This is a genomic window from Thauera aminoaromatica S2 (assembly GCF_000310185.1).
Taxonomy (GTDB): Bacteria; Pseudomonadota; Gammaproteobacteria; order Burkholderiales; family Rhodocyclaceae; genus Thauera; species Thauera aminoaromatica.
In genome coordinates this window covers 1-20,578 of record NZ_AMXD01000070.1, presented here as the reverse complement: position 1 = coordinate 20,578, position 20,578 = coordinate 1, and the positions used below count along the sequence as shown (strand labels likewise).

The 20,578-nt window shown below is 70.2% G+C and carries 19 protein-coding genes and 1 pseudogene; 6 read left to right on the top strand and 14 right to left on the bottom strand.

From position 1 onward, the window contains the following. Positions 1 to 351 precede the first annotated feature (351 nt). A complete protein-coding gene (locus C665_RS11755; RefSeq protein WP_004310556.1) occupies positions 352 to 762 on the top strand; it encodes a putative zinc-binding protein in 411 nt (136 codons plus the stop codon). A gap of 5 nt (positions 763 to 767) precedes the next feature. On the opposite strand, the gene C665_RS11750 is transcribed toward C665_RS11755, so the two are convergent. Beyond that, positions 768 to 1,355 carry an NADPH-dependent FMN reductase gene (locus C665_RS11750; RefSeq protein WP_004310555.1) on the bottom strand — a complete coding sequence of 196 codons (588 nt, stop codon included), beginning with the start codon at positions 1,353 to 1,355 and terminating at the stop codon, positions 768 to 770. 156 nt (positions 1,356 to 1,511) lie between these two features. On the opposite strand from C665_RS11750, the gene trxC reads away from it, so the two are divergent. Then, on the top strand, positions 1,512 to 1,949 hold the full coding sequence (gene trxC / locus C665_RS11745) for a thioredoxin TrxC (RefSeq protein WP_004310554.1): 438 nt from the start codon (positions 1,512 to 1,514) through the stop codon (positions 1,947 to 1,949). Between the two features lie 8 nt (positions 1,950 to 1,957). Here trxC and C665_RS21150 read toward each other — a convergent pair whose 3' ends face one another. The 5 genes and pseudogenes from C665_RS21150 to C665_RS11725 all read right to left on the bottom strand — a co-directional run bounded on the left by C665_RS21150 (position 1,958) and on the right by C665_RS11725 (position 6,857). Continuing rightward, positions 1,958 to 2,377, bottom strand: coding sequence for an acyl-CoA thioesterase (locus C665_RS21150; RefSeq protein WP_051021736.1), 420 nt, complete (start codon positions 2,375 to 2,377; stop codon positions 1,958 to 1,960). Between the two features lie 93 nt (positions 2,378 to 2,470). Continuing rightward, positions 2,471 to 2,698 (bottom strand): annotated as a pseudogene (locus tag C665_RS21290) (acyl-CoA thioesterase); the annotation flags it as partial. A gap of 146 nt (positions 2,699 to 2,844) precedes the next feature. Beyond that, entirely contained in the window at positions 2,845 to 4,323 is a 1,479-nt protein-coding gene (locus C665_RS11735; protein WP_004310552.1) for a type IV pili methyl-accepting chemotaxis transducer N-terminal domain-containing protein, read from the bottom strand. Beyond that, positions 4,320 to 5,351 carry an adenosine deaminase gene (locus tag C665_RS11730; protein ID WP_004310551.1) on the bottom strand — a complete coding sequence of 344 codons (1,032 nt, stop codon included), beginning with the start codon at positions 5,349 to 5,351 and terminating at the stop codon, positions 4,320 to 4,322. The genes C665_RS11735 and C665_RS11730 overlap by 4 nt, the downstream gene beginning before the upstream one ends. Before the next feature lie 150 nt (positions 5,352 to 5,501). Further along, positions 5,502 to 6,857 (bottom strand): MFS transporter, encoded by a 1,356-nt coding sequence (locus C665_RS11725; protein WP_012584564.1) that lies wholly within the window; start codon positions 6,855 to 6,857, stop codon positions 5,502 to 5,504. Between C665_RS11725 and C665_RS20890 the strand changes: the two genes are divergently transcribed. Continuing rightward, the gene (locus C665_RS20890) at positions 6,837 to 7,004 is read left to right on the top strand and encodes a hypothetical protein (RefSeq protein ID WP_169316030.1); all 168 of its coding nucleotides are present in this window, start codon (positions 6,837 to 6,839) and stop codon (positions 7,002 to 7,004) included. The genes C665_RS11725 and C665_RS20890 overlap by 21 nt on opposite strands. Before the next feature lie 188 nt (positions 7,005 to 7,192). On the opposite strand, the gene C665_RS11720 is transcribed toward C665_RS20890, so the two are convergent. From C665_RS11720 to C665_RS11705, 4 genes are all read right to left on the bottom strand, one after another. After that, a complete protein-coding gene (locus C665_RS11720; protein WP_004310542.1) occupies positions 7,193 to 9,061 on the bottom strand; it encodes an MFS transporter in 1,869 nt (622 codons plus the stop codon). A gap of 216 nt (positions 9,062 to 9,277) precedes the next feature. Continuing rightward, a complete protein-coding gene (locus tag C665_RS11715) occupies positions 9,278 to 11,464 on the bottom strand; it encodes an acetate--CoA ligase family protein (RefSeq protein ID WP_004310539.1) in 2,187 nt (728 codons plus the stop codon). 1 nt (position 11,465) lies between these two features. Then, positions 11,466 to 12,248: an enoyl-CoA hydratase/isomerase family protein gene (locus C665_RS11710; protein WP_004310537.1), complete on the bottom strand. Its 783-nt coding sequence runs from the start codon at positions 12,246 to 12,248 to the stop codon at positions 11,466 to 11,468. Beyond that, positions 12,191 to 12,907, bottom strand: a complete 717-nt coding sequence (locus tag C665_RS11705) for a class I SAM-dependent methyltransferase (RefSeq protein WP_004310535.1) — start codon at positions 12,905 to 12,907, stop codon at positions 12,191 to 12,193. Before C665_RS11705 ends, C665_RS11710 begins: the two co-directional genes overlap by 58 nt. 436 nt (positions 12,908 to 13,343) lie before the next feature. Between C665_RS11705 and C665_RS11700 the strand changes: the two genes are divergently transcribed. Further along, positions 13,344 to 14,495 (top strand): transglutaminase-like domain-containing protein, encoded by a 1,152-nt coding sequence (locus C665_RS11700; RefSeq protein ID WP_004310533.1) that lies wholly within the window; start codon positions 13,344 to 13,346, stop codon positions 14,493 to 14,495. A 446-nt stretch (positions 14,496 to 14,941) separates the two neighbouring features. Beyond that, positions 14,942 to 16,378, top strand: a complete 1,437-nt coding sequence (locus tag C665_RS11695) for an NAD-dependent succinate-semialdehyde dehydrogenase (RefSeq protein ID WP_004310529.1) — start codon at positions 14,942 to 14,944, stop codon at positions 16,376 to 16,378. Positions 16,379 to 16,643: 265 nt separating this feature from the next. On the opposite strand, the gene C665_RS11690 is transcribed toward C665_RS11695, so the two are convergent. Further along, complete coding sequence (locus tag C665_RS11690) at positions 16,644 to 17,531, bottom strand: hypothetical protein (RefSeq protein WP_004310528.1); 888 nt, start codon at positions 17,529 to 17,531, stop codon at positions 16,644 to 16,646. Positions 17,532 to 17,757: 226 nt separating this feature from the next. Here C665_RS11690 and C665_RS11685 point away from each other — a divergent pair, with 226 nt between their 5' ends. Next, a complete protein-coding gene (locus C665_RS11685) occupies positions 17,758 to 18,504 on the top strand; it encodes a flagellar brake protein (RefSeq protein ID WP_004310527.1) in 747 nt (248 codons plus the stop codon). 20 nt (positions 18,505 to 18,524) lie between these two features. On the opposite strand, the gene C665_RS21140 is transcribed toward C665_RS11685, so the two are convergent. From C665_RS21140 to C665_RS11675, 3 genes are all read right to left on the bottom strand, one after another. Further along, a complete protein-coding gene (locus C665_RS21140; protein WP_245537161.1) occupies positions 18,525 to 18,650 on the bottom strand; it encodes an FAD-linked oxidase C-terminal domain-containing protein in 126 nt (41 codons plus the stop codon). A gap of 145 nt (positions 18,651 to 18,795) precedes the next feature. Then, positions 18,796 to 19,845 (bottom strand): UDP-N-acetylmuramate dehydrogenase, encoded by a 1,050-nt coding sequence (murB, locus tag C665_RS11680; protein WP_004310525.1) that lies wholly within the window; start codon positions 19,843 to 19,845, stop codon positions 18,796 to 18,798. A 1-nt stretch (position 19,846) separates the two neighbouring features. Beyond that, positions 19,847 to 20,326: a PACE efflux transporter gene (locus C665_RS11675; RefSeq protein WP_144312142.1), complete on the bottom strand. Its 480-nt coding sequence runs from the start codon at positions 20,324 to 20,326 to the stop codon at positions 19,847 to 19,849. Between the last annotated feature and the right edge of the window lie 252 nt (positions 20,327 to 20,578).

Here is a 20,578-nt window from a genome sequence, read left to right as displayed (position 1 = left end):
GGCCGCAACAGGGGCGGCAGCGGGAGCTGCGGCCGGCGCAGCGGGGGCCGCAGCCGCTGCCGGAGCCGCGGGGGCCTTGGCCGGCGCCGCGGGAGTGCCGCTACCGGAGTTGCCACAGGCAGCCAGCAGAACGGACGCCGCAGCGGCGATCAGGAAGGGAAACTTGGTCATGCGTATTCTCCGATTTGTCGTGGTCCGTCGCAGAGCGTCTCCGCGAATGCATTGCACACTAGCGGCAAACCCTCACAAGTTGATTGATAGCGGTCAATTCACCCCGAACACGGTCCACCGGGTGAACTGCCGCAGCATAGTAAACTATTCGTCCCAACATGCCCGCCCGAGGACCCCGCCATGGCCGGCCGCAAGAAGAACCTGCCGCTCGTCTATTCCTGCTCGGGCTGCTCCAGCGCAGCGCAGATGGCCAACCACGTGGCGCTGCGCCTGGATCGCGAGGGCGAGGCCGAGATGTCCTGCATCGCCGGGGTCGGCGGCAACGTCCCCCATCTGGTGAACATCGCCCGCTCCGGGCGACCGATCCTCGCGCTCGACGGCTGCGCGCTCGAATGCACGCGCAGCAGCCTGGCCGAGCGCGGCGTCCGACCCGCCGCCCACCTGCTGCTCAACGAGCAGGGGGTCAAGAAGCGCTACGCCACGGATTTCGATCGCGAAGAGGCCGAGCGCGTTTTCGAGCAGGCCCGCGCAGCGGTGCGCGGCCTGCGTGCGACGCCCGCCACCGCGATGACGGGCGGGACGACGGACTGAAGCCCTCAGGCGCGCAGGCGCCGCGCCGTGTCCACCAACGCCTCCGCAAGCCCCTCCAGCATGCCCTGCCGGGCGGCATCGAGCAGGCGTCCGTCGGCGCCGACCGCCTCGCCGGCCTGGCCCACCGCGACCTGCTGCGGAATGACCTGCATGCCGAGGTAGCCGAGCACGTCGCGCACGTGGAACAGCACCCGAATGCCACCGAGCGCGCCCGGCGAGGTTCCCACCACCGCCGCCGCCCGCCCGGCATACACCTTGCCGCCGGAGCGCTCGGCGTCGGCCGGGTTGGGCCGCGAGCACCAGTCGAGGGTGTTCTTGAGCAAGGGCGTGAGCGAGCCGTTGTACTCGGGATTGACCAGCAGCAGGCCGTCGCTCGCATGCAGCACCCGCTGCAGGCGCACGATGCCCTCGGGCAGGCCGGAGGCGGCTTCGAGGTCGCCGTCGTAGAGCGGCGCGGGGTAATCGTCCAGATCGACGAGCTCGACCTCGGCCCCCGCCTCCCGCACGGCCTGCGCGCACGCCTGCGCCACGCGACGCGACAAGGCCTCGCGCCGGCGGCTACCGGGCATCACCACGATTCGGGGCAGCTTCATCGGCGCTTCTCCTTCACAACGAGATGCCGGCATTATCCGCCGGATCGCGGCCACATGCCGCCCCCACCCCCAGCCGCATCGACGGACACCGGCCCTCTTGAATCCCGCCGCTTCGCCTCGACATCCGGAGAATCCGAAATGCCCGGGAGCCCCGCCATGTCCGACGCCCTGCACCTCGTCTGCCCTCACTGCGACGCCGTCAACCGTGTCCCCGCCACCCGCCTCGCCGAAGCACCGAACTGCGGCAGGTGCCGCAAGCCGCTGTTTACCGCCCACCCGGTGGAGCTCGACGCGGCGAACTTCGACCGCCATGTCGGCCGCAGCGACGTCCCGGTGCTGGTGGACTTCTGGGCGCCGTGGTGCGGCCCCTGTCGCACGATGGCGCCCGCCTTCGCGCAGGCCGCGGGCATGCTCGAGCCGCAGCTACGCCTCGCCAAGCTCGACACCGAAGCCCACCAGGCCTTGGCGGCACGCTTCGGCATCCGCAGCATCCCCACCCTGGCGCTGTTTCGCGGCGGCCGCGAGATCGCGCGCCAGGCCGGTGCGATGGGCGCGGCCGACATCGTGCGCTGGGTGCGCAGCCAGCTCGGCTGAAAGCGGGCTCAGCCCGCCCCGATCGTGCGCTTGGCGCGGAATTCGTCCACCGCGACATAGGTCAGGCGCGCCTCGGTCACCTTCACCACCACCGGGTTCTCCGGGTGGCGCTGGGCGTAGACCTCGACATCCACGGTGATCGAGGTGCGCCCCACGCGCACCACCTCGGCGTGGAAGCTGACGATGTCGCCGGTCGACACCGGCTGCTTGAAGACGAAGGAGTCCACCGCCACGGTGGCGACCTTGGAGCGCGCGACGCGGATCGCCGGCACCGCGCCGGCGATATCCACCATCGACATGATCCAGCCACCGAACACGTCGCCCGAGGGGTTGAGGTCGGCCGGCATGGGCACGACCCGCAGCACGAGCTCCTTGTCCAGGGGCGGACGCTCGCCGCCGGGGGGCAGGGTCGACTCCGGGCCCACCATGCGCTTGCAGCCCGCGCGGTCGACGGCGACGTAAGTCATGCGCGCCTCGGTCACCTTGACCACCACCGGATCCGCCGGATGGCGCTCGGCAAACACGTGCACGTCGACCGTGATCGAGGACTTGCCCACCGCGACCACGTCGGCGTGGAAGCTGACGATGTCGCCGACCGAGATCGGCTGCCTGAAGACGAAGGAATTCACCGCCATCGTGACCACGTGCGAGCGAGCGCGGCGGATCGCGGGCAGGGCGCCGGCGATGTCGACCATCGCCATGACCCAACCGCCGAACACGTCGCCGGCGGAGTTGAGGTCGGCCGGCATCGGCATCAGGCGCAACGCCGGCTCGGTGGCGGGCGGCGGCGTCGGGTGGGAGGGGCTGGAGGCTGCGCTCATGGGTTGCTCCACGGATCGAGGGGAAAAGGGCGCCCCGTGCCGGACAGGCGGGGCGCGGAATCAGCGGCCGGATTTCAGTGCGCGAGGCGCTCGAAGAGCTTGACCAGGGTGTTGGTGTAGCGCAACAGGCGCTCCCCCTCGTCGAGCACCGCGCGCACCCGGCCGATGCGATGAGGCTGGCGGATCGCGGGGTCGAGCGCGGCGATGAAGCGCGCCCACAGGGCGGCCGTGGCGTCGATCTGCGCCACCAGCTCGGGCAGCTCGCCGGCATTCTCGCGCAAGCGCTGCAGGTTGTGCTCGAAGGCCCGGCACGAAGCGGCGATCTGCGCCTGCGGGTCTGGGCAGCCCTCGAAGCCCTCGAAGAGGAAGAACTTCGCCACCCGCTGCGACAACATGCGGTTGCGTCCGGCGACGTTGACCATGTACAGGCTGCCGGAGGCGGCGAAGCCGCCGGCCACGGCGTTGAGAAAATCCGCCGCGGTGATGAAGTCCTCGCTCAGCTGCAGCACCCGCGCCGCGCCCGCCGGCGGGCGCTCGGCCGCACCCAGCGCATCGCGAAAATCCGCCCACACCCGGCCCACGTCCTCCAGCGCCTCGCCGAGCTCGGGGGCGAGGCTGGCGGCCTGCAGGACCGCGAGGCTGCGCTCGAACTCGGCGATGTCCTGGCGCAGGCGCAGCTGCATCTCGACCGGCGCCACGCCATGCCCGATCAGCACCCAGTCGATCGCCAGACGCTGCACCTGCAGGCGCAGGCGGCCGCACAGGTTGATCAGCTCACCGACCGACATCGTCTCGTCGCGGCGCGCACCCTTGTTGCGGCGCGAGAAGCTCAGGCGCTGCGGCTGCTCGCCCGCACCAGTGTCCAGGGTGGCGGCGTTCTGGATGTGGATCAGGCGCTTGTCGACCACGATCACGCCCTTGTCGGCAAGCTCGCGCAGACTGCGCGAGAAGGCCTCGGGGGTGATGCCGATGCGCGCGGCGAGCACCTTCTTGGTCGAGGCCAGCTCCACCGTGGTCTCGCCGGCGAGTGCCAGGCTGCCGCCGGCGAGCTCGACCAGATAATCGAGGATGCGCTGCGCGCTGGTGCGGCTGGCATGGCGCCCGGCGACGTCGAACTCGACCTCGCACAGCCGCGCCGCCACCGCCTGCAGCATGCGCCGGGTCAGCACCAGGCTGCGCTCGGCCACCGCGCGCAGCACGCCGGCGTCGAGCGCGATCAGCGCGCAGGCGCTTGCCGTCTCGCAGCCCGATTCATGACGGCTGGCACCGAAGAACTCGCCGCAGCCGAGCATCTGAGGGGTGTGCACCAGCTCGACCACCTTGCGCGCGTCGCCGTCGAGCTCGCGAAAGCGCACCACCGTCCCGCTGCACAACACGTATGCCTCGTCGAAGGGCTCGCCGCAGCCATGCACCAGGGTGCGCGCCGGCAGCTCGAGCAGGCGCGCCGCGGCGGCGAGCTCGGCCAGCTGCACGGCGGGCAGGCCGGCGAACAGCGGCACCGCGGTGAGGCGGTCACGCAGCGCCCGGCGCTCTGCGGCAGTCGGTGGCGTCATGCCGCGCCGCCCTCTCCCTCGCAGTCCTCCCCGAGCGCGTCGAGCCGGGCGAGCCAGGGCGCGCGTTCGGCGGCGGACACAAAGCTCGCCTCCAGGCTGTTGCGCGCGATGCAACGCAGCTCGGCACGGCCGAGGCCGAGCGCGCGCGCGGTGTCGACATAATTCTTCGCCACGTAGCCGCCGAAATAGGCCGGGTCGTCGGAATTGATCGTCACCTTGAGCCCCGCGGCGAACAGCTGCCCGAGGTTGTGCCGGGCGAGGTCGGGGAACACGCACAGCTTGACGTTGGAGAGCGGGCACACGGTGAGCGGTACCTGCTCGCGCACGAGGCGTCCGACCAGCGCCGGATCCTCGGTGCAGCGCACGCCGTGGTCGATGCGCTCGGCCTTCAGCAGGTCGAGCGCATCGACGATGTAGGCCGGCGGCCCCTCCTCGCCGGCATGGGCGACCACATGCAGGCCGAGCTCGCGGCAGCGCGCGAACAGGCGGGCGAACTTGGCCGGCGGATGCCCGCGCTCGGACGAGTCGAGGCCGACGCCGTCGATGCGCGACAGGTGCGGCAGAGCCTGCTGCAGCGTGGCGAAGCCCTCCTCCTCGCTGAGATGGCGCAGGAAGCACAGGATCAGGCGCGAGCCGATGCCCCAGCGCGCGCGCGCCTCGACGCAGGCGCGCTCGAGGCCGTCGAGCACGGTCTCGAGCGCCACCCCGCGCGCGGTATGCGTCTGCGGGTCGAAGAAGAGCTCGGCATGGACCACGCCGTCGGCGTGTGCGCGCTCGAAGTAGGCGAACGCGAGCTCGAAGAAGTCCTGCTCGCGGACCAGCACCGCCGCGCCGGCGTAGTAGAGGTCGAGAAAGCTTTGCAGATCGGTGAAGGCGTAGGCGGCGCGCACCGCCTCGACGCTCGCCCAGGGCAGCGCCACGCCGTTGCGGCGCGCGAGCGCGAACATCATTTCGGGCTCGAGCGTGCCCTCGATATGCAGGTGCAGTTCGGCCTTGGGCAAGGCGCGGACGTAGGCTTCGAGCTCCATGGCGGGTCTCCTGGGCGGGACTTCAATGCTAGCGCCAATCGGGCCGCTGTTCCCGCGCCACATTCACCCGAACGCAAGAATGCGGGAACGGCACCGGCCGTTCCCGCATCGATCCGGTGCGCCGACGGTTGCCCATGGCCCGGAATCGCCTCAATCCACCTCGAGCTTGCCGGTCTCGCCCACGAAGGCGAGGTTCTTCTCCTCTTCCGGCGCATGCACCGCGCTGCGCCCGACCATGGAGATCGCCAGGCCGGCGACCGCACCCGGGATGGCGAAGGCGAGGAAGTTCATCTCCAGCGGCAGCGAGATCAGCGCACCGCCCAGCATCGGCCCCGAAATCGCCCCCAGGCGCCCCACGCCCGAGGCCCAGCCGATGCCGGTGGAGCGGATCGCCAGCGGATAGTACTGCGCGACGTAGGCGTAGAGCAGGATCTGCGAGCCGATCGTGGTCGCACCGGCGATCGCCACCAGCAGGTAGAGGACGATCATGTCGTTCTTGATCGCGAGCGCGCTGATCGACAGCGCCGCGATCACGAACATGATGGTCAGCACCCGGCGCAGGTGGAAGCGGTCCGCCAGCCAGCCGCCGCCGATCGCGCCGAAGATCGCACCGAAGTTGAGCACCAGCAGGAAGCTCAGGCTGGAGCCGAGCTCGTAGCCGGCCTTGTTCATCAGCTTCGGCAGCCAGGAGCCGAGCGCATACACCATCAGCAGGCAGCTGAAGAAGGCGACCCAGAACATCAGCGTGCTGACCAGGCGACCGTTCTGGAACAGCGCGACCAGGGCGACGCTCCTGCCCTGGCCGGTGACCAGGTGGAAGTTGTCGCCGGCCGCGGGCGAGTAGGACGGCTCGACGCGGGCGAGCAGGCGGCCAGCCTCTTCCTTGCGACCTTCCTTGAGCAGGAAGCCGACGGCCTCGGGGAGGAAGATCCAGATCAGCGGCAGCAGCAGCAGCGGGATGCCGGCGACGAAGAACACCGACTGCCAGCCGTGGCTGGGCATCAGGTACATGCCGAGGAAGGCCGAGGTCATGCCGCCGACCGAGTAGCCGCTGAACATCACCGCGACCATGGTGCTGCGGATCTTCCTGGGCATGTACTCGGTCATCAGCGCGACCACGTTGGGCATCACGCCGCCGATGCCGAGGCCGGCGATGAAGCGCATCGCGGCGAACTGGGTGGGCGTCTCGGCGAAGCCATTGAGGAAGGTCACGCCGCTGAAGATGATCACCGTGATCATGATCACCTTCTTGCGGCCGATGCGGTCGGACAGCGGCCCGAAGATCAGCGCGCCGAACATCATGCCGAACAGCGCGGCGCTGCCGAGCGAGCCCGCCTGCAGCGGCGTGAGGTCCCACTCCTTCATCAGCACCGGCAGCACGACCCCGTAGATCACCAGGTCGTAGCCGTCGAAGATGATGACGAGCGCACACCAGAACAGCACGTTCAGGTGAAATTTGTTGAACTTCGCCTCGTCGATTGTTTGATGCACATCTACTTTTCTCACGATGGATTCCTGGCGCTTGCGTTGGGGTTGTGGGAGTTGCTGCGGGCATTGCGACCGAAGATCGCGCAGACGCTCACGATCACGGCGCGCGACCCGCATCCCGCCCCATCACGGAGCGAAGAGAGCGATGTTCGTGCGCCGCAATGACGCAGGCACCTGTGACCCAGGCGCCAAAACTGCACTATATCGCACATCTTTGCGCATGAACACATTTCGACTGCACAATATCTCATAAACCTGTTGCCCACCCCGGGTGCGAGACGCGGTTGCGCCGCGCACAAAAAAGCCCGCCCCGACCGTAGCGGTCGGGGCGGGCTTCGTGGTGCGGCAGCGTCTTACTGCGTCGAGCGCGCGATCAGCACCGCCATCTTCGGGTTCTGTCCGGCCACCTCCTGCGCGAGCTCGGCCTTGGCACGCTGGCCGCCCTCCTCGGTGTTGAGGATGATCAGGTCGCAGCGCAGCTGCTCGGCCAGGTCGACCACCGCCCTGCCGCGACCGAACAGCGTGGAGGTCAGGATCTGGCCCTCCGCCGGGACACCCTGCGCGTTCACCTCGTTCACATACTCCTGCAGGTTCGCCACGTGCGCCGGGTCGATGGCCTTGTCGGTCTGATCGACCTCGGCGGACAGGACGTGCTCCGGCGCGAGATACACCAGGTGCACCTTCGAGCCCGTCAGGGAGACGAACTCGGAGACACGCTCGCGCGTCAGCCTGTTTCCGGTGTGATCGACCACGGCCATGATGGTGCCGTAGAGACGGGACTTGCCGGCGGGCACGGCCGCCGCAGCCGCCGTGGTCGGCGCCACCGCCTGTGCAACCGCCGCCGCCTTGCTCTTCGGAATGATCAGGGTGAGGGCCAGGCCGACGAGGCTGATGCCGCCGAGCACGTAGAAGATGCTGTGCAGCTCGCCGGCGAACGTGACCGCCAGGAAGGCGCCGAAGATCGGCCCGAAGATGCCGCCGATACGACCGAAGGCCGCCGTCCAGGCGACACCGGCGCCACGGACGTTGGTGCGGTAGTAGTTGGCGGCCAGACCGTAGATCAGCGTCTGCGTCCCCGAGGTCCCCAGGCCGGTGATCGCGATCGTAAGCAGCAGCAGGGCCACGACGATGCCGCTGACGTCGGCGAGTTGCTGGATCTCGCCTGCTTTGGCGACCATCGGGACGTCGATCGTGGAGGCGATCATGCCGATGGCGCCCATGGCGAGCGCGCCGACCAGGAAGCCCAGCGCCACGATGCGCTGCGGGCTGTGCTTGTCGGCCAGGGTGGAGCCGTACAGGGTACCGACCATGGCGCCGGCGTTGAGGACCAGCAGCAATGCGAGCGATCCGTTCTGGCCCATGATCGGCAGCATGATCTTCGGCAGCCAGGTGTTCAGCGAATAGACCAGCAGCAGGCAGAACGCCGAGACGAAGCCGATGACGATGGCCGGGACGAGATAGACGGTGAACAGACCCGCCCAGCCCGCACGCGCGTCCGAGGCATTGGCGGCCGCGCTCTGCTGCGGCTTGATCTCCGCCTCGGGGATGGGCACGCCGGTGCGCTCGGAGACCTTGCGGGCCTCGTCCAGGCGGCCGCGCGAGGCCAGCCAGGCCACCGACTCGGGAAGCTTCCAGATCGCCAGCGGCAGCAGGGTGACCAGGGGCAGCGCGCCGATCAGGAACATGCCGCGCCAGCCGATGATCGGCAGCAGGAAGATCGCCAGCAGCGCAGACAGCAGCGAACCCAGCGGGATGCCGGCATAGGTGAAGGCGGTGGCGAGGTTCTTCTTCCCCGGCGGGGCGAACTCGGCCGCCATCGCGCCCGTGGTGCCCGCCAGCGCGCCCACGCCCAGGCCGGTGATGAAGCGCCAGACGCCGAAGGCGGCGAGCGTCTCGGTCATCGCCGACACCGCCATGCCGATCGAGAACCAGGCGATGGCGCCGATCATGACCTTGCGGCGGCCGATCAGATCGCCCAGGGTGCCGGCGACGAGGGCGCCGAGCATCATGCCGATCATCGCGTACGAGCCGAGCATGCCGGCGTCTTTCGGCGTGAGTGCGTGGTCGCCGATCCACTTGGCGGAGTCCGGCCCCATGAAGCCGGGCAGGACTGCGCCATAGACGACGAGGTCGTAGCCATCGAAGACCAGGCCGACGAAGGCCAGGGCGATCACCCAGATGATGGTGCTGCGCCGCTTGCGCGCCATCTCCGGGTTTTCCATCGGAACGTTCGTTTTCAAAATCGTGCCTCTTTGGGGGAATTGCTGCAGGGGAGATCGGACGGGCGAGCAGTGACGAACTTGACGTGCGTCAAGCTTCCTTGATTGCAAGGCCGTCAGGTTATGGCGCGATCACACCGATCAATATCCAGCTTGTGCACGATCGATATCCGCTTCGTGCACACCCCGATCCAAGGCGCGAAAATCCGCTCGACCGGCTCAGCTGCTGGCCACCGTGCGGTTGGTGATGATGCGCGCGTCGACCACCGCATAGCCGTCCGGGTAGGCGATCACCGGGTTGAGGTCGAGCTCGGAGAGCTGCGGGTAGGCACTGACGATGCTCGACACCCGCAGCAGCAGCTCGACCAGCGCGACCTTATCCACCGCCGCCTCGCCACGCACGCCGGCGAGGACCTTGCGCGCGCCGAGCTGATCGACCATGGTCTCGGCGTCGCGCCGGGACAGGGGAATCGCGCGGAAGGCGACGTCCTCGAGGATCTCGACGAAGATGCCGCCCAGGCCGAACATCAGCACCGGGCCGAAAATCGGGTCGCGCACCACGCCGACGATGACCTCCACCCCCTTCCTCGCCATCGGTGTCAGCAGCACACCGCGAATGTCGGCGTCGGCATCGTATGCCCGACAGCCCGCCAGAATCTGTGCCCAGGCCTCGCGCAGCGCCGCCTCGCCGACCAGGTTCAGCTTCACCCCGCCGGCGTCGGACTTGTGCAGGATGTCCTTCGACACCACCTTCATCGCCAGCGGCTGGTCGCGGAAGCGCTCGATCGCCACCGCAAGCTCGTCCGCCGTGTGGGCGACGATTTCCTCCGCCACCGCGACACCGTGCGTGCGCAGCAGCGCCCTGGCCTCGTGCTCGTAGAGGTCGCGGCCCTCGTTCTGGGCGCGCGCGAACATCGCCTGCATCGCCTCGTCGGGCGCCGCGCCGGCCTGCAGGGGCTGGCCGTGGCGGTCCTGCAGGTAGAGCCCGCGCTCGGCGAGCGCCTCCAGCACCTTCACCGCCTGCTCGATGGAGGCGTACACCGGCAGCCCGGCCTCGTGCAGGCGGCGTAGCGCAGGCGGCTTGACCGGGGCGTAGAGGCTGTAGACCACCAGCGGCTTTGCGCTGGCGCGCGCGAGCTCGATCATGGCCTCGGCCGCGCGCATCTCGCCGCCGAGCAGGGACTCGGCGAAGCGGATGTGGTAGCCGCCGAACATGCCGACGAGGAAGACCGCGTCCACGTTGTCGTCGTCGGCGACGATCTCCACGCAGCGCGCCAGCACCTCGGGGTCGGCGTCCGAGCTGCCGGCCACGTCCACCGGATTCGCCAACGCGGCCTGCGGGAACAGGATCGCCGCCAGGCGCTTGCGGGTCGCCGCGGACAGCTCGGCCAGTTCCAGGCCGGACTCCGACAGGCGGTCGGAGGTGATCGTCGCCTGGCCGCCACCGTCGGCGATCACCGCAATCCGCCGCCCACGCGCCTGCTGCATCAGCGCCAGGCCCTCGGCCACCGGCAGGATCTCGTCGGAGTGATGCACCACGCTCACCCCCACCTGGCGCAGCAGGTCCACCGTCATCGCGTAGCTGCCGGCGAGCGCGCCGGTGTGCGAGCTCGCCGCCTTCTTGCCGAGCTCGGTGGCGCCCGACTTGTACACCACCACCGGCTTCACCGGGGTGATCTCGCGCGCCACCTCGAGAAAGCGCTGGCCGTCGCGGAAGCCCTCCACATACAGCGTCGCCACCCGGGTGTGCACGTCCTCGCCGAGGTAGCGCAGGTAGTCGTTGAAGCCGACGTCGGTCTGGTTACCCGGGCCGACGTAGGTCGAGAAACCCACGTGGCCGTTGTGCTCGGCCTCCAGCACCAGCGCCAGCAGCATGTTGCCCGACTGCGAGATGAAGCCGATGTCGCCGGGCCTGGCGTTGCGCAGGTCGAGCAGGTTCACCTTGTGATGCAGGTTGAACATGCCCGAGGTGTTCGGGCCGATGATGCGCACGCCGCCCGCACGCGCCGCGTCCAGCACCTGCTGCTCGAGCCTGGCGCCCTCCGGCCCGCTCTCGCGAAAGCCGCTGGCGAGGATCACCGCGCCCTTCACGCCCTTGCGCCCGCACGCCTCGAGCAGCCCGGGCAGGGTCTTCGCCGGGGTGCAGATCAGCGCCAGGTCGATCGGCCCGGGCACGTCGTCGAGCGTGGCGCAGGTCGGCACGCCGAGGATCTCGGGCACCTTGGGGTTGATCGGGTAGACGCGGCCGCGGTAGTCGCCCTTGACGAGGCCGACCATGGCCTTGTAGCCGCGCTTGGTGGGATCGGCCGAGGCGCCGACGATCGCGATCGAGGCGGGGGCGAGGAAATCGTGCAGCGGGCTGCGGCGCGCCGGACTGCAGGGCACAGGGCTCGAGTTCTCGTTCATGTCATTCCCCCCTGAACACCGGCGCGCGCTTCTCGGCGAAGGCATCCACGCCCTCCTGCCAGTCGCGCGTGGTGCCGACGAACATCATGCCCTCGAGCTCGGCGACGAGGCAGGCGTCGAGCGTGCGCTCGGCCGAAAGATTGAGCTGGCGCTTGGCGAGCTCCATCGAGAACGGCGCCTTGGCGGCGATCCTGCGCGCGAAGGCGCGCGCCTCGTCGAGGAAGCCCGCTTCGGCGAACACCCGGTTCGCCAGCCCGATGCGCACCGCCTCCTCGCCACCGATGCGCTCGCCGAGGAAGACCAGTTCGCGCGCCTTCGCCAGCCCGACCAGGCGTGGCAGCAGCCAGGTCACGCCGCCGCCGAGGAAGTTGCCGATCGAGATCTCGGGCAGGCCGAGCTGCGCGCCCTCGGCCATCAGCAGGAAGTCGGACGCGAGCGCGATCTCGGCACCGGCGCCGAGTGCGTAGCCGTTGACCGCGGCGACCACCGGCTTCTTCAGGTCGATCAGGCGGCGGCACACGTCCTGCTCGCCCTGGAGGTATTGGCGGCGGTCGAAGGCGCTGCGTCCGGCCTTGTGTTCCTTGAGATCGGCTCCGACGCAGAAGGCGCGGCCCGCGCCGGTGAGCAGCACCACGCGCACCTCGCGCGCAACCTCGGCGCGGCCGAGCGCGTCATTCAACTCGTCGTAGAGCCGCTGCGTCACCGCGTTGAGGCGCTGCGGGCGGTTCAGGCGGATCTCGGCGATGCCGTCGGAGAGGTCGTAGAGGAGGGTTTCGTAGCGCATGGAGACTCCCGGTCGGGGTTGGGGGGAGAAAGGCACGGCGCGGCGGCCGCCGGCGGCGCGGGCTTGTGCAGCAGCACCACGTCCTTGGCCGGCAGCTCGCAGCGCCAGCCGAAGCGGGCGGCAATCACCCGGAAGGTGGCCGCGCGATAGAACACCACGTGGGTGGGATCGCGCCGGTAGTGCCAGGCGGCGAAGCGCGCATCCTCGGTCTGCAGGCAGGTGGTGATGCCGAGCCAGCCCCCGGGGCGCAGCAGACCGTCCAGGCGGGCGAACTCGGCCGCGGGCGCGTGGAAGTGCTCGACCACCTCGGTGCAGGTGACGAAGTCGTAGCGGCGCGCGAGCGCGTCGGGGTCAGGGGCGAAGAAGGGGTCCCACACCCGCATCGGGTGGCCGGCCTCGCGCAGCATCGCGGCCAGCGCCGGCCCCGGACCGCAGCCGTAGTCCAGCCCCTGCGCCGCGGGCGCGAGGCGGATGCGCAGCGGATCGACCAGGCGCGCGAGGAAGCGGCGGTAGCCGGGATCCTCGGGGTCGTTGCGGTGCAGGCGGTATTCGGCGCACTCCGCATCCGCCGCCGGCCGCTGGGCCGGGTGCAGGAAGGTCGCCTCGCAGGCTTCGCAGCGCAGGTAGTCGCGCCCGCCCACGTGCAGAAAGGGGCGCACGGATGCGCCAAGACAGACCGGGCAGCAAGTCGCCGTCCCGGGAGCCGGCTGATTCATGCGGGCGATTGTATCGAGCCCCGCCGGCCCTGCCCATGGCGGAGATCCCGAACCCGGGGGCAGGCGGAGCACGGGGCTGCATCTGACGCTCGTGCGGATCCGCGCGCGGCACATCGGAGCCACTGGGTCGCGACTCGCGTCGCTCCCACGACAAGGCTCGCAACACGACGGTCTCTGCAGGAGCGACGCAAGTCGCGATCTCCCCGGCGGTTCACGCGGCCTCCACAATCGCCGACAATGCGCGCCGGACCCGCGTGCCGATCCTTCGCATCGGCCTTCCGCGCCGCGGACACACCCCGCACACGGCCGCCGGCAACGGCCAACCATCAAGCCCCGGCGGCATCCCGCACCGGGGCGGCTTCGCTCATCGGGAGAACACATGAACCGCCGCAACTTCCTGCGCGCCGGCACGCTCGCGGCCGGCCTCGCGCTGCCCGCGCTCGCGCGCGCCCAACAATCCGCCGCGACCACGGCGACCACGCCGCTCGCCACCCCCGCCCCGCTCGCCGAGCCCCCCGCCTTCGCGCCCACGCCGGACGCCGGCTGGCGCCGCTTCGAGTTGACGAGCCGCGTCGAACCCCTGCCCGGCGACGGTCCGCTGCGCGTGTGGGTGCCGCTGCCGGCGATGCACGAGACCGCCTGGCAGCGCCCGATGGGCAGCCTGTGGCAGGGCAACGCCGACCTCATGGAACGTGTGCGCGACCGCTCCGGCGCCGAGATGGTCTACGCCGAGTGGGCGCCGGGCATCGCCCAGCCCCGGCTCGAGATCCTCAGCCGCTTCGCCACCCGCGACCGCGCCATCGACTTCAGCCAGCCCAGCGCCGCGCCCCAGGTACTGCCGCGCGCCGAACGCATGCACTACCTGCGCGCCACCGCGCTGCTGCCCACCGACGGCATCGTGCGCGATACCGCACGCGACATCGTCCACGGCGCGAAGACCGACGAGGACAAGGCGCGCGCCATCTACGAATGGATCGTGGACAACACCTTCCGCGAGCCCAAGGTGCGCGGCTGCGGCATCGGCGACATCCGCACGATGCTGGAGACCGGCAACCTCGCGGGCAAGTGCGCCGACCTCAACGCCCTCTTCGTCGGCCTGGCGCGCGCAGCCGGGCTGCCGGCACGCGACGTCTACGGCCTGCGCGTCGCCGACTCGCGCTTCGGCTACAAGAGCCTGGGCAAGAGCGGCAACGTCTCCAAGGCCCAGCACTGCCGCGCCGAGGTCTTCCTGGAGCGCTTCGGCTGGGTGCCGGTGGACCCCGCGGACGTGCGCAAGGTCGTCCTGGAGGAACCGCCGGGCAAGCTCTCCATGGTCGATCCCAAGGTCGCCGCGGTGCGCAAGCAGCTCTTCGGCGCCTGGGAGATGAACTGGCTGGCCTACAACGACGCCCACGACCTGCGCCTGCCCGGCAGCACCGGCAGCGAGATCCCCTTCCTGATGTACCCCCAGGGCGAACTCGCCGGCCAGCGCTTCGACAGCCTGGACCCCGACGCCTTCAGCTACACGCTGAGCGCACGGGAAATTGCCTGAGGCGGGAACACAGGCGTGCGAGCGCGAAACCTCGCGGGATCCCGAGCCCTCGGCCGGGCGCCGCAGCCTGCGGCATCGAAGCCCCCGCACCTGCGCGAGCGCTGCAGGCCACGCGGCCCCCCGTGCCTGCAAGCCACCGCAAACGGTCCCGGCCGCGGCATCGGGTGCCGCGCGGGAAGATCAGGAGCGCCGAGGTGGAGGACGTCGCGGGGGAAACAAGGCGACGCAGGTCCGAGGCACGCAGCGACGCGTTTGCGTCGCCGCCCCCGCGGCGTCCTCCACCGAGGGCCGCCCTGAGCGCCAGCGAAGGGTCGCGAGTGTACGCCCCGCGCGGCGCCCGACACCGCGGCCCCGGACGGGGCCCGACCCGGCGCGCCCATGCGCGCTTCCGTCATCCGCCACCCGCTAGAATGCCCTGTCCCACATTCCCACGAGAGGAAGCCCCCATGACCTACCCCCATACCCGCCTGCTCATCGACGGCCAATGGTGCGACGCCCTCGACGGCCGCACGCTGGCCGTGCACAACCCGGCCACCGGCGAGGAGATCGGCCGCGTCGCGCATGCCGCGATCGCCGACCTCGACCTCGCCGTCGCCGCCGCCGTGAAGGGCTTCCAGACCTGGCGCCGCACCCCGGCGATCGAGCGCGCCAAGACCCTGCGCCGCGCCGCAGCGCTGATGCGCGAGCGCGCCGGCGACATCGCCCGCGTGCTCACCCAGGAACAAGGCAAGCCGCTGCCCGAGGCGAAAATGGAAACACTCGCCGCCGCCGACATCATCGAGTGGTTTGCCGACGAAGGCCTGCGCGTGTATGGCCGCATCGTGCCGGGACGCAACCTCGCCGCCACGCAGATGGTGATCAAGGACCCGGTCGGCCCGGTCGCCGCCTTCACGCCGTGGAACTTCCCCATCAACCAGGTCGTGCGCAAGGCCGCGGCGGCGCTCGCCACCGGCTGCTCCATCCTGGTCAAGGCCGCCGAGGAGACGCCCGCGGCGCCGGCCGAGCTGGTGCGCGCCTTCGTCGATGCCGGCGTGCCGGCGGGCGTGATCGGGCTGGTGTATGGCAACCCGGCGGAGATCTCCAGCTACCTGATCGCCCACCCGGCGATCCGCAAGATCACCTTCACCGGCTCGACTCCGGTGGGCAAGCAGCTCGCGGCGCTCGCCGGCCAGCACATGAAGCGGGTGACGATGGAGCTCGGCGGCCATGCGCCGGTGATCGTGTGCGAGGACGCCGACCTCGAGCTGGCGATCAAGGTGTCGGCGGCGTCGAAGTTCCGCAACGCCGGCCAGGTATGCATCTCGCCCACGCGTTTCCTCGTGCACGAGGCGGTGCGCGAGACCTTCGCCGCCGCGCTGGCCCGGCATGCGAGCACGCTGAAGGTCGGCGACGGCCTGGCCGAGGGCACGCAGATGGGTCCGCTGGCCAATCCCCGCCGCGTGGCGGCGATGGCGGACTTCGTGCAGGACGCGCTGGCGCGCGGCGCGACCGTGGCGGCGGGCGGAGAGCGCATCGGCGCCGCGGGCAACTTCTTCGCGCCCACGGTGCTGACCGGCGTGCCGCTGGACGCGAAGGTGTTCAATGAGGAACCCTTCGGGCCGGTCGCGGCGATCCGCGGCTTCACCACGCTGGACGAGGCGATCGCGGAGGCGAACCGCCTGTCCTTCGGGCTGGCGGGCTACGCGTTCACGCGCTCGCTGAAGAACGCGCACCGCCTGGCGCACGAACTCGAGGTCGGCATGCTGTACGTGAACCAACCCGCGACGCCGAGCGCGGAGATGCCCTTCGGCGGCATCAAGGATTCGGGCTACGGCACCGAGGGCGGGCCGGAGGCGCTCGACGCCTACCTGAACACGCGCGCGGTGACGGTGATGAACGTGTAAGTCGCTGCCGCGATGCGGTGACGGCGCAGGGCTCGCCGCATCGCGGCAGCCCGCCACCTCGGATTCGGGTTGCGTGCGGCGCCTTGCGCGCCGCGGTGGCTGTCACGCGGCACCCTGCCCGACCGTCGATCGCGACTCGCGTCGCTCCCACCGCGCGGCGCAGGAAATCGATCACGACGCGCGTCGCTCCCACCGCGCGGCACCGGAAGCGCGGCGCGGGAGGCGCGGCGGTTTTGTAGGAGCGACGCGAGTCGCGATCGATGCGCTAGAAATGCCACTCCATCTGGAAGGTCGGCGCGTCGGTGTCGATGCCGGGCTTTTCTGCGCCGTTCGCGAAAGCGTGGTTGCCGAACTTGTTGCGCCAGTATTCGTAGCCGACGCCCATCAGGAAGGTGTTCTTCTTGCCCCAGGCCATCTGGCCGACGTCGACCATCAGCGAGGTGCGCATCAGGGTCTCGGTGTGGGTCTTGATGCCGGCGTAGTCCTTGCCCTTCTCGCCGTTGATGTTGATGAAGCCCTGGAACTTCAGCGGCACGGCGCCGGCGCTGAAGGGAATGCCCCAGGCCGCGCTCACGATCCATTGCGGGTCGAAGCTCACCTCGGTCTGCGGGCAGGGATCGAAGGACGACGGCGCGACGGGGTCGAGACCGCAGCGGTTCCACTCCTTGCCCAGGAGCAGGCTGACGTCGAGGAAACCCGGCACATCGAACTTCAGCGTGGGCCCCAGCACCACGAGGCGCTTGCGCGGCGAGAACGCGGTGTTCTTGGTGTTGAGATCGAAGCCTGCGGTGACCGCGACCTCCTTGACCGGGCCGAAGGCGAAGCTGTGGTCGAACGCCTTGCCGAGATGCACCTGGTGGCGGTAAGTGAGGTAGAACTCGGTCGCCCCGCTGCCGCCGCCGTTGGCCGGATCGGCCTTGTCCGACTGGAAGATGTCCAGGTTGAGGAAGTTCTGCCCGACCGAATAGCCACTGGCGTGGGTGAACTGCAGCACGTGCTTCTCGACGTCCTTCGTGTTGGTGGGCTCGCGGAAGTCGCTGCCGTAACGGTAGCCGACGAAGGTGTCGCTCCAGGTCGCGGCCTGGCTCGCCGCGGGGGCGGCGAGGAGGGCGCAGGCGAGGGCGAGTGGGGCGATGCGGCGGGTCGTTGTCATTTTGTGTCTCCGTTCCTGTCCACTGATTGGCTTCTGCGGCGCAGCGTCGTGCGCACGGCCGCCAAACTAGCAGGCCCCGCACCGGGACCGGATCCACCCATCGTGATACGACACATCAGGAAAAGCGGATATTCGCGAGGCCGGGCGTGCAATCCGCCCTTGCGGGCGACGGGCGGAGCAGCTTCAATTGGCCATCGGGGCAATCCCGGAACGGCCGGGCGGGACGATGAGCGAAGACACGGGCAACGAGGATTTGCAGCGCGACGAGCTTGCGGAGGAACACGAAGAGGACGGGGCGCAACGCGGCTACACCTTCGAGGACATGCGGCTGGCGGTCGGCGACCGCCTGCAGATCGAATGCGCCGCGAGCACCGGCGTGCGGCGCGCATTCGTGCGTGTGGTCGGCTATGTGGACGGGATCAGCCTGCTGGTGACCACGCCAGTGGCGGGCGGGCGGCGCGTGGAACTGGTCGAGAACGATCCGGTGATCGTGCGGGTGTTCTCGCGCCAGAGTGCCTTCGCCTTCCGCGCCTCGGTGCTGCGCGCATGCAGGTTGCCTCTCGACTATGTGCACCTGAGCTTTCCGAGCGTGATCCAGGGCAGCGTGATCCGCAAGTCGACGCGGGTGCGCACGCAGTTTCCGGTACAGGTGAACACCCAGGCCGGCGGCGCGGCGGGCGAGGGCACGATGCTGAACCTGAGCGCGACCGGCGCGTTGATCCAAACCCATGCCTCCCTCGGCGAACCGGGCGCGATCGTCCGTCTGCGCTTCGACGTGGACCTTCACGGCCTGCAGACCGAGCTCGACATCGAGGCCGAGATCCGCAACGTGCAGCAGGCAGCCGACGCCGAGGCCGAAGGCATCGAGTACCACTACGGAGTGGACTTCCACGAACTCGGCGCGGAAGACCGCATGAAGATCAAGAGCCTGGTCTATCAGACCATCATCGAGCAGCCGCGCCGCATCATCTAGGGCCGCGGCGGCCCGCGGCCCTACAGCATCTTGCCCGGGTTGAGGATGCGGCGCGGGTCGAGTGCCGCCTTGAGCGTGCGCATCGGCGCGATCTCCGCCGGGGTGCGCGAATACGTCAGCCAGCCGCGCTCCAGCTTGGCGCGCATGCGCGCCACGCACTCGCCGAGCCGGCCCACCGGCACCTAGACGTCGAGGTCCAGCGTCGACGCCTGCTCGCGCAGCACCTCGGCGATGCCGTCGCGGATCACGCGGTTGCCGCCGGCGTTGCCCGGGAGTTGCGGCGCCCGTGGTTCAGATGAAGACCGGCTCGGGCTCCAGGCGCACGCCGAAGCGCGCCTCGACGTCGGCGATGATCGCCTGCGCGATGCGGCGCACGTCGGCACCAGTGGCACCGCCGCGGTTGACCAGCACCAGGGCCTGGCGCTCGTAACAGCCCACCGGGCCGAGGTCGCGCCCCTTCCAGCCGGCCTGCTCGATCAGCCAGCCGGCGGCGAGCTTCTCGCTGCCGTCGGCCTGCGGATAGTGCGGCAGCGCGGGGTGCGCGGCGAGCAAGCGTGCGCAGCGCGCGGCGTCGACGACGGGATTCTTGAAGAAGCTGCCGGCGTTGCCGAGCACCGCCGGGTCGGGCAGCTTGCGGCGGCGGATCGCGATCACCGCATCCGAGACCTCGAGCGCGGAGGGCTGCGCGAGCGCGCGTGCCTCGAGCTCGCGCGCGACATCGGCATAGCGCGTGAGCGCGCGCCACGGCCGTGGCAGGCGGAAGCGCACCGCGACGACCAGCCACCTTCCGGGAGTGCGCTTGAACACGCTGTCGCGGTAGCCGAAGGCGCACGCCGCGGCATCGAAGCGGCGCAGCTCGCCCGTGTCGAGCTCGACCGCGTCGAGCGACTCGAAGCGCTCGACCAGTTCCACCCCGTAGGCGCCGATGTTCTGGATCGGCGCGGCACCGACCGTGCCGGGAATAAGCGACAGGTTCTCGAGCCCGGGCCAGCCCTGCGCCAGCGTCCAGCGCACGAAATCGTGCCAGCTCTCGCCGCCGCCGCCCTCGACGATCCAGGCATCGGCCTCGGCGCGCAACAGGCGGCGGCCCGGAATCTCCACCCGCAGCACCGTGCCGGCGAAATCGCCGCCGAGCACCAGGTTGCTGCCGCCACCGAGCACCAGGCGCGCCGTGTCGCTCCAGCCCGGCGCGGCGATCGCCGCCCGAAGCGCCGCAACCGAACGCACGCGCAGCAGGCGGGCCGCGTGCGCACGCAGGCCGAAGGTGTTGAGCGCGGAGAGGTCGGCGTCGAAGACGACCGCCGCCTCCGCCACATCACCCGCGCTGTCGCCGGTCGCCATCTCAGCGCTCCGCCGCCAGCCCGGCCGCGTCCGCCTCGCCGCCGGCGGGCGCGATCGGGAACAGGCGGTCGTAGCCCAGGTTGAACAGGAAGGCGTAGATCGTGTAGGTGATCGCCAGGCCGATGTCGGCGATCAGGGCCTCGACCCAGCCCATGCCGGTCCACCACACGATCACCGGCAGCGTCATCACCAGCAGGCCGGACTCGAAGCCGAGCGCATGCACGGCACGCAGCCGGAACGGGCGACGGTCGGCGGTGCGCCCGGTAAGGCGGCCCTCGATCCAGTCGAAGGCGGTGTTGTAGGCGCCGTTCCAGATCGCCGCCATCAGCGCCAGCAGCGCGAGCAGGCCGATGGAGTCGCGGATCGGCACCCCGCTCGCCCAGGCGAAGGGCGGGGTGATCAGGACCAGGCCGCCGATCTCGAACATCGCGATCTGGCGCAGGCGGTCGGGGAAGCTACGAAGCTTGGGTTTTGTGGACACGGAAGGGAACTCGGGCAGCGGCGGGCGGGTCGGGCCCACGCCTCGTCCTGCGGGTCGTCCCGCGGGAAACCGACGGTCGCAGCGCAAGGCGCGCAGGGCGGGCGGGGTCGTCCCCGCGTCGGACCGGATCGGGTGTCGAAGACACCCGAGCGGACTTTTAGCAAGTCGCACGCGGATTGGCAAGCCGGACGAGGCGGGCGCGTCCGCCCGAACGCCGCCGGCCTCGGCGCGCGATGGCCGCCGCGGCCGGCG

Bases quoted from the DNA above. Each gene is read 5' to 3' on its own strand.
- C665_RS11720 (WP_004310542.1), bottom strand. From the start codon at position 9,061: ATGGAAAACCCGGAGATGGCGCGCAAGCGGCGCAGCACCATCATCTGG.
- C665_RS11750 (WP_004310555.1), bottom strand. From the start codon at position 1,355: ATGAAGCTGCCCCGAATCGTGGTGATGCCCGGTAGCCGCCGGCGCGAG.
- C665_RS11695 (WP_004310529.1), top strand. From the start codon at position 14,942: ATGACCTACCCCCATACCCGCCTGCTCATCGACGGCCAATGGTGCGAC.
- C665_RS11690 (WP_004310528.1), bottom strand. From the start codon at position 17,531: ATGACAACGACCCGCCGCATCGCCCCACTCGCCCTCGCCTGCGCCCTC.
- C665_RS20890 (WP_169316030.1), top strand. From the start codon at position 6,837: ATGCACATCTACTTTTCTCACGATGGATTCCTGGCGCTTGCGTTGGGG.
- C665_RS11715 (WP_004310539.1), bottom strand. From the start codon at position 11,464: ATGAACGAGAACTCGAGCCCTGTGCCCTGCAGTCCGGCGCGCCGCAGC.
- C665_RS21150 (WP_051021736.1), bottom strand. From the start codon at position 2,377: ATGGTGGGCCCGGAGTCGACCCTGCCCCCCGGCGGCGAGCGTCCGCCC.
- C665_RS11700 (WP_004310533.1), top strand. From the start codon at position 13,344: ATGAACCGCCGCAACTTCCTGCGCGCCGGCACGCTCGCGGCCGGCCTC.
- trxC (WP_004310554.1), top strand. From the start codon at position 1,512: ATGTCCGACGCCCTGCACCTCGTCTGCCCTCACTGCGACGCCGTCAAC.
- C665_RS11710 (WP_004310537.1), bottom strand. From the start codon at position 12,248: ATGCGCTACGAAACCCTCCTCTACGACCTCTCCGACGGCATCGCCGAG.
- C665_RS11755 (WP_004310556.1), top strand. From the start codon at position 352: ATGGCCGGCCGCAAGAAGAACCTGCCGCTCGTCTATTCCTGCTCGGGC.
- C665_RS11685 (WP_004310527.1), top strand. From the start codon at position 17,758: ATGAGCGAAGACACGGGCAACGAGGATTTGCAGCGCGACGAGCTTGCG.
- C665_RS21140 (WP_245537161.1), bottom strand. From the start codon at position 18,650: ATGCGCGCCAAGCTGGAGCGCGGCTGGCTGACGTATTCGCGCACCCCG.
- C665_RS11730 (WP_004310551.1), bottom strand. From the start codon at position 5,351: ATGGAGCTCGAAGCCTACGTCCGCGCCTTGCCCAAGGCCGAACTGCAC.
- C665_RS11735 (WP_004310552.1), bottom strand. From the start codon at position 4,323: ATGACGCCACCGACTGCCGCAGAGCGCCGGGCGCTGCGTGACCGCCTC.
- murB (WP_004310525.1), bottom strand. From the start codon at position 19,845: ATGGCGACCGGCGACAGCGCGGGTGATGTGGCGGAGGCGGCGGTCGTC.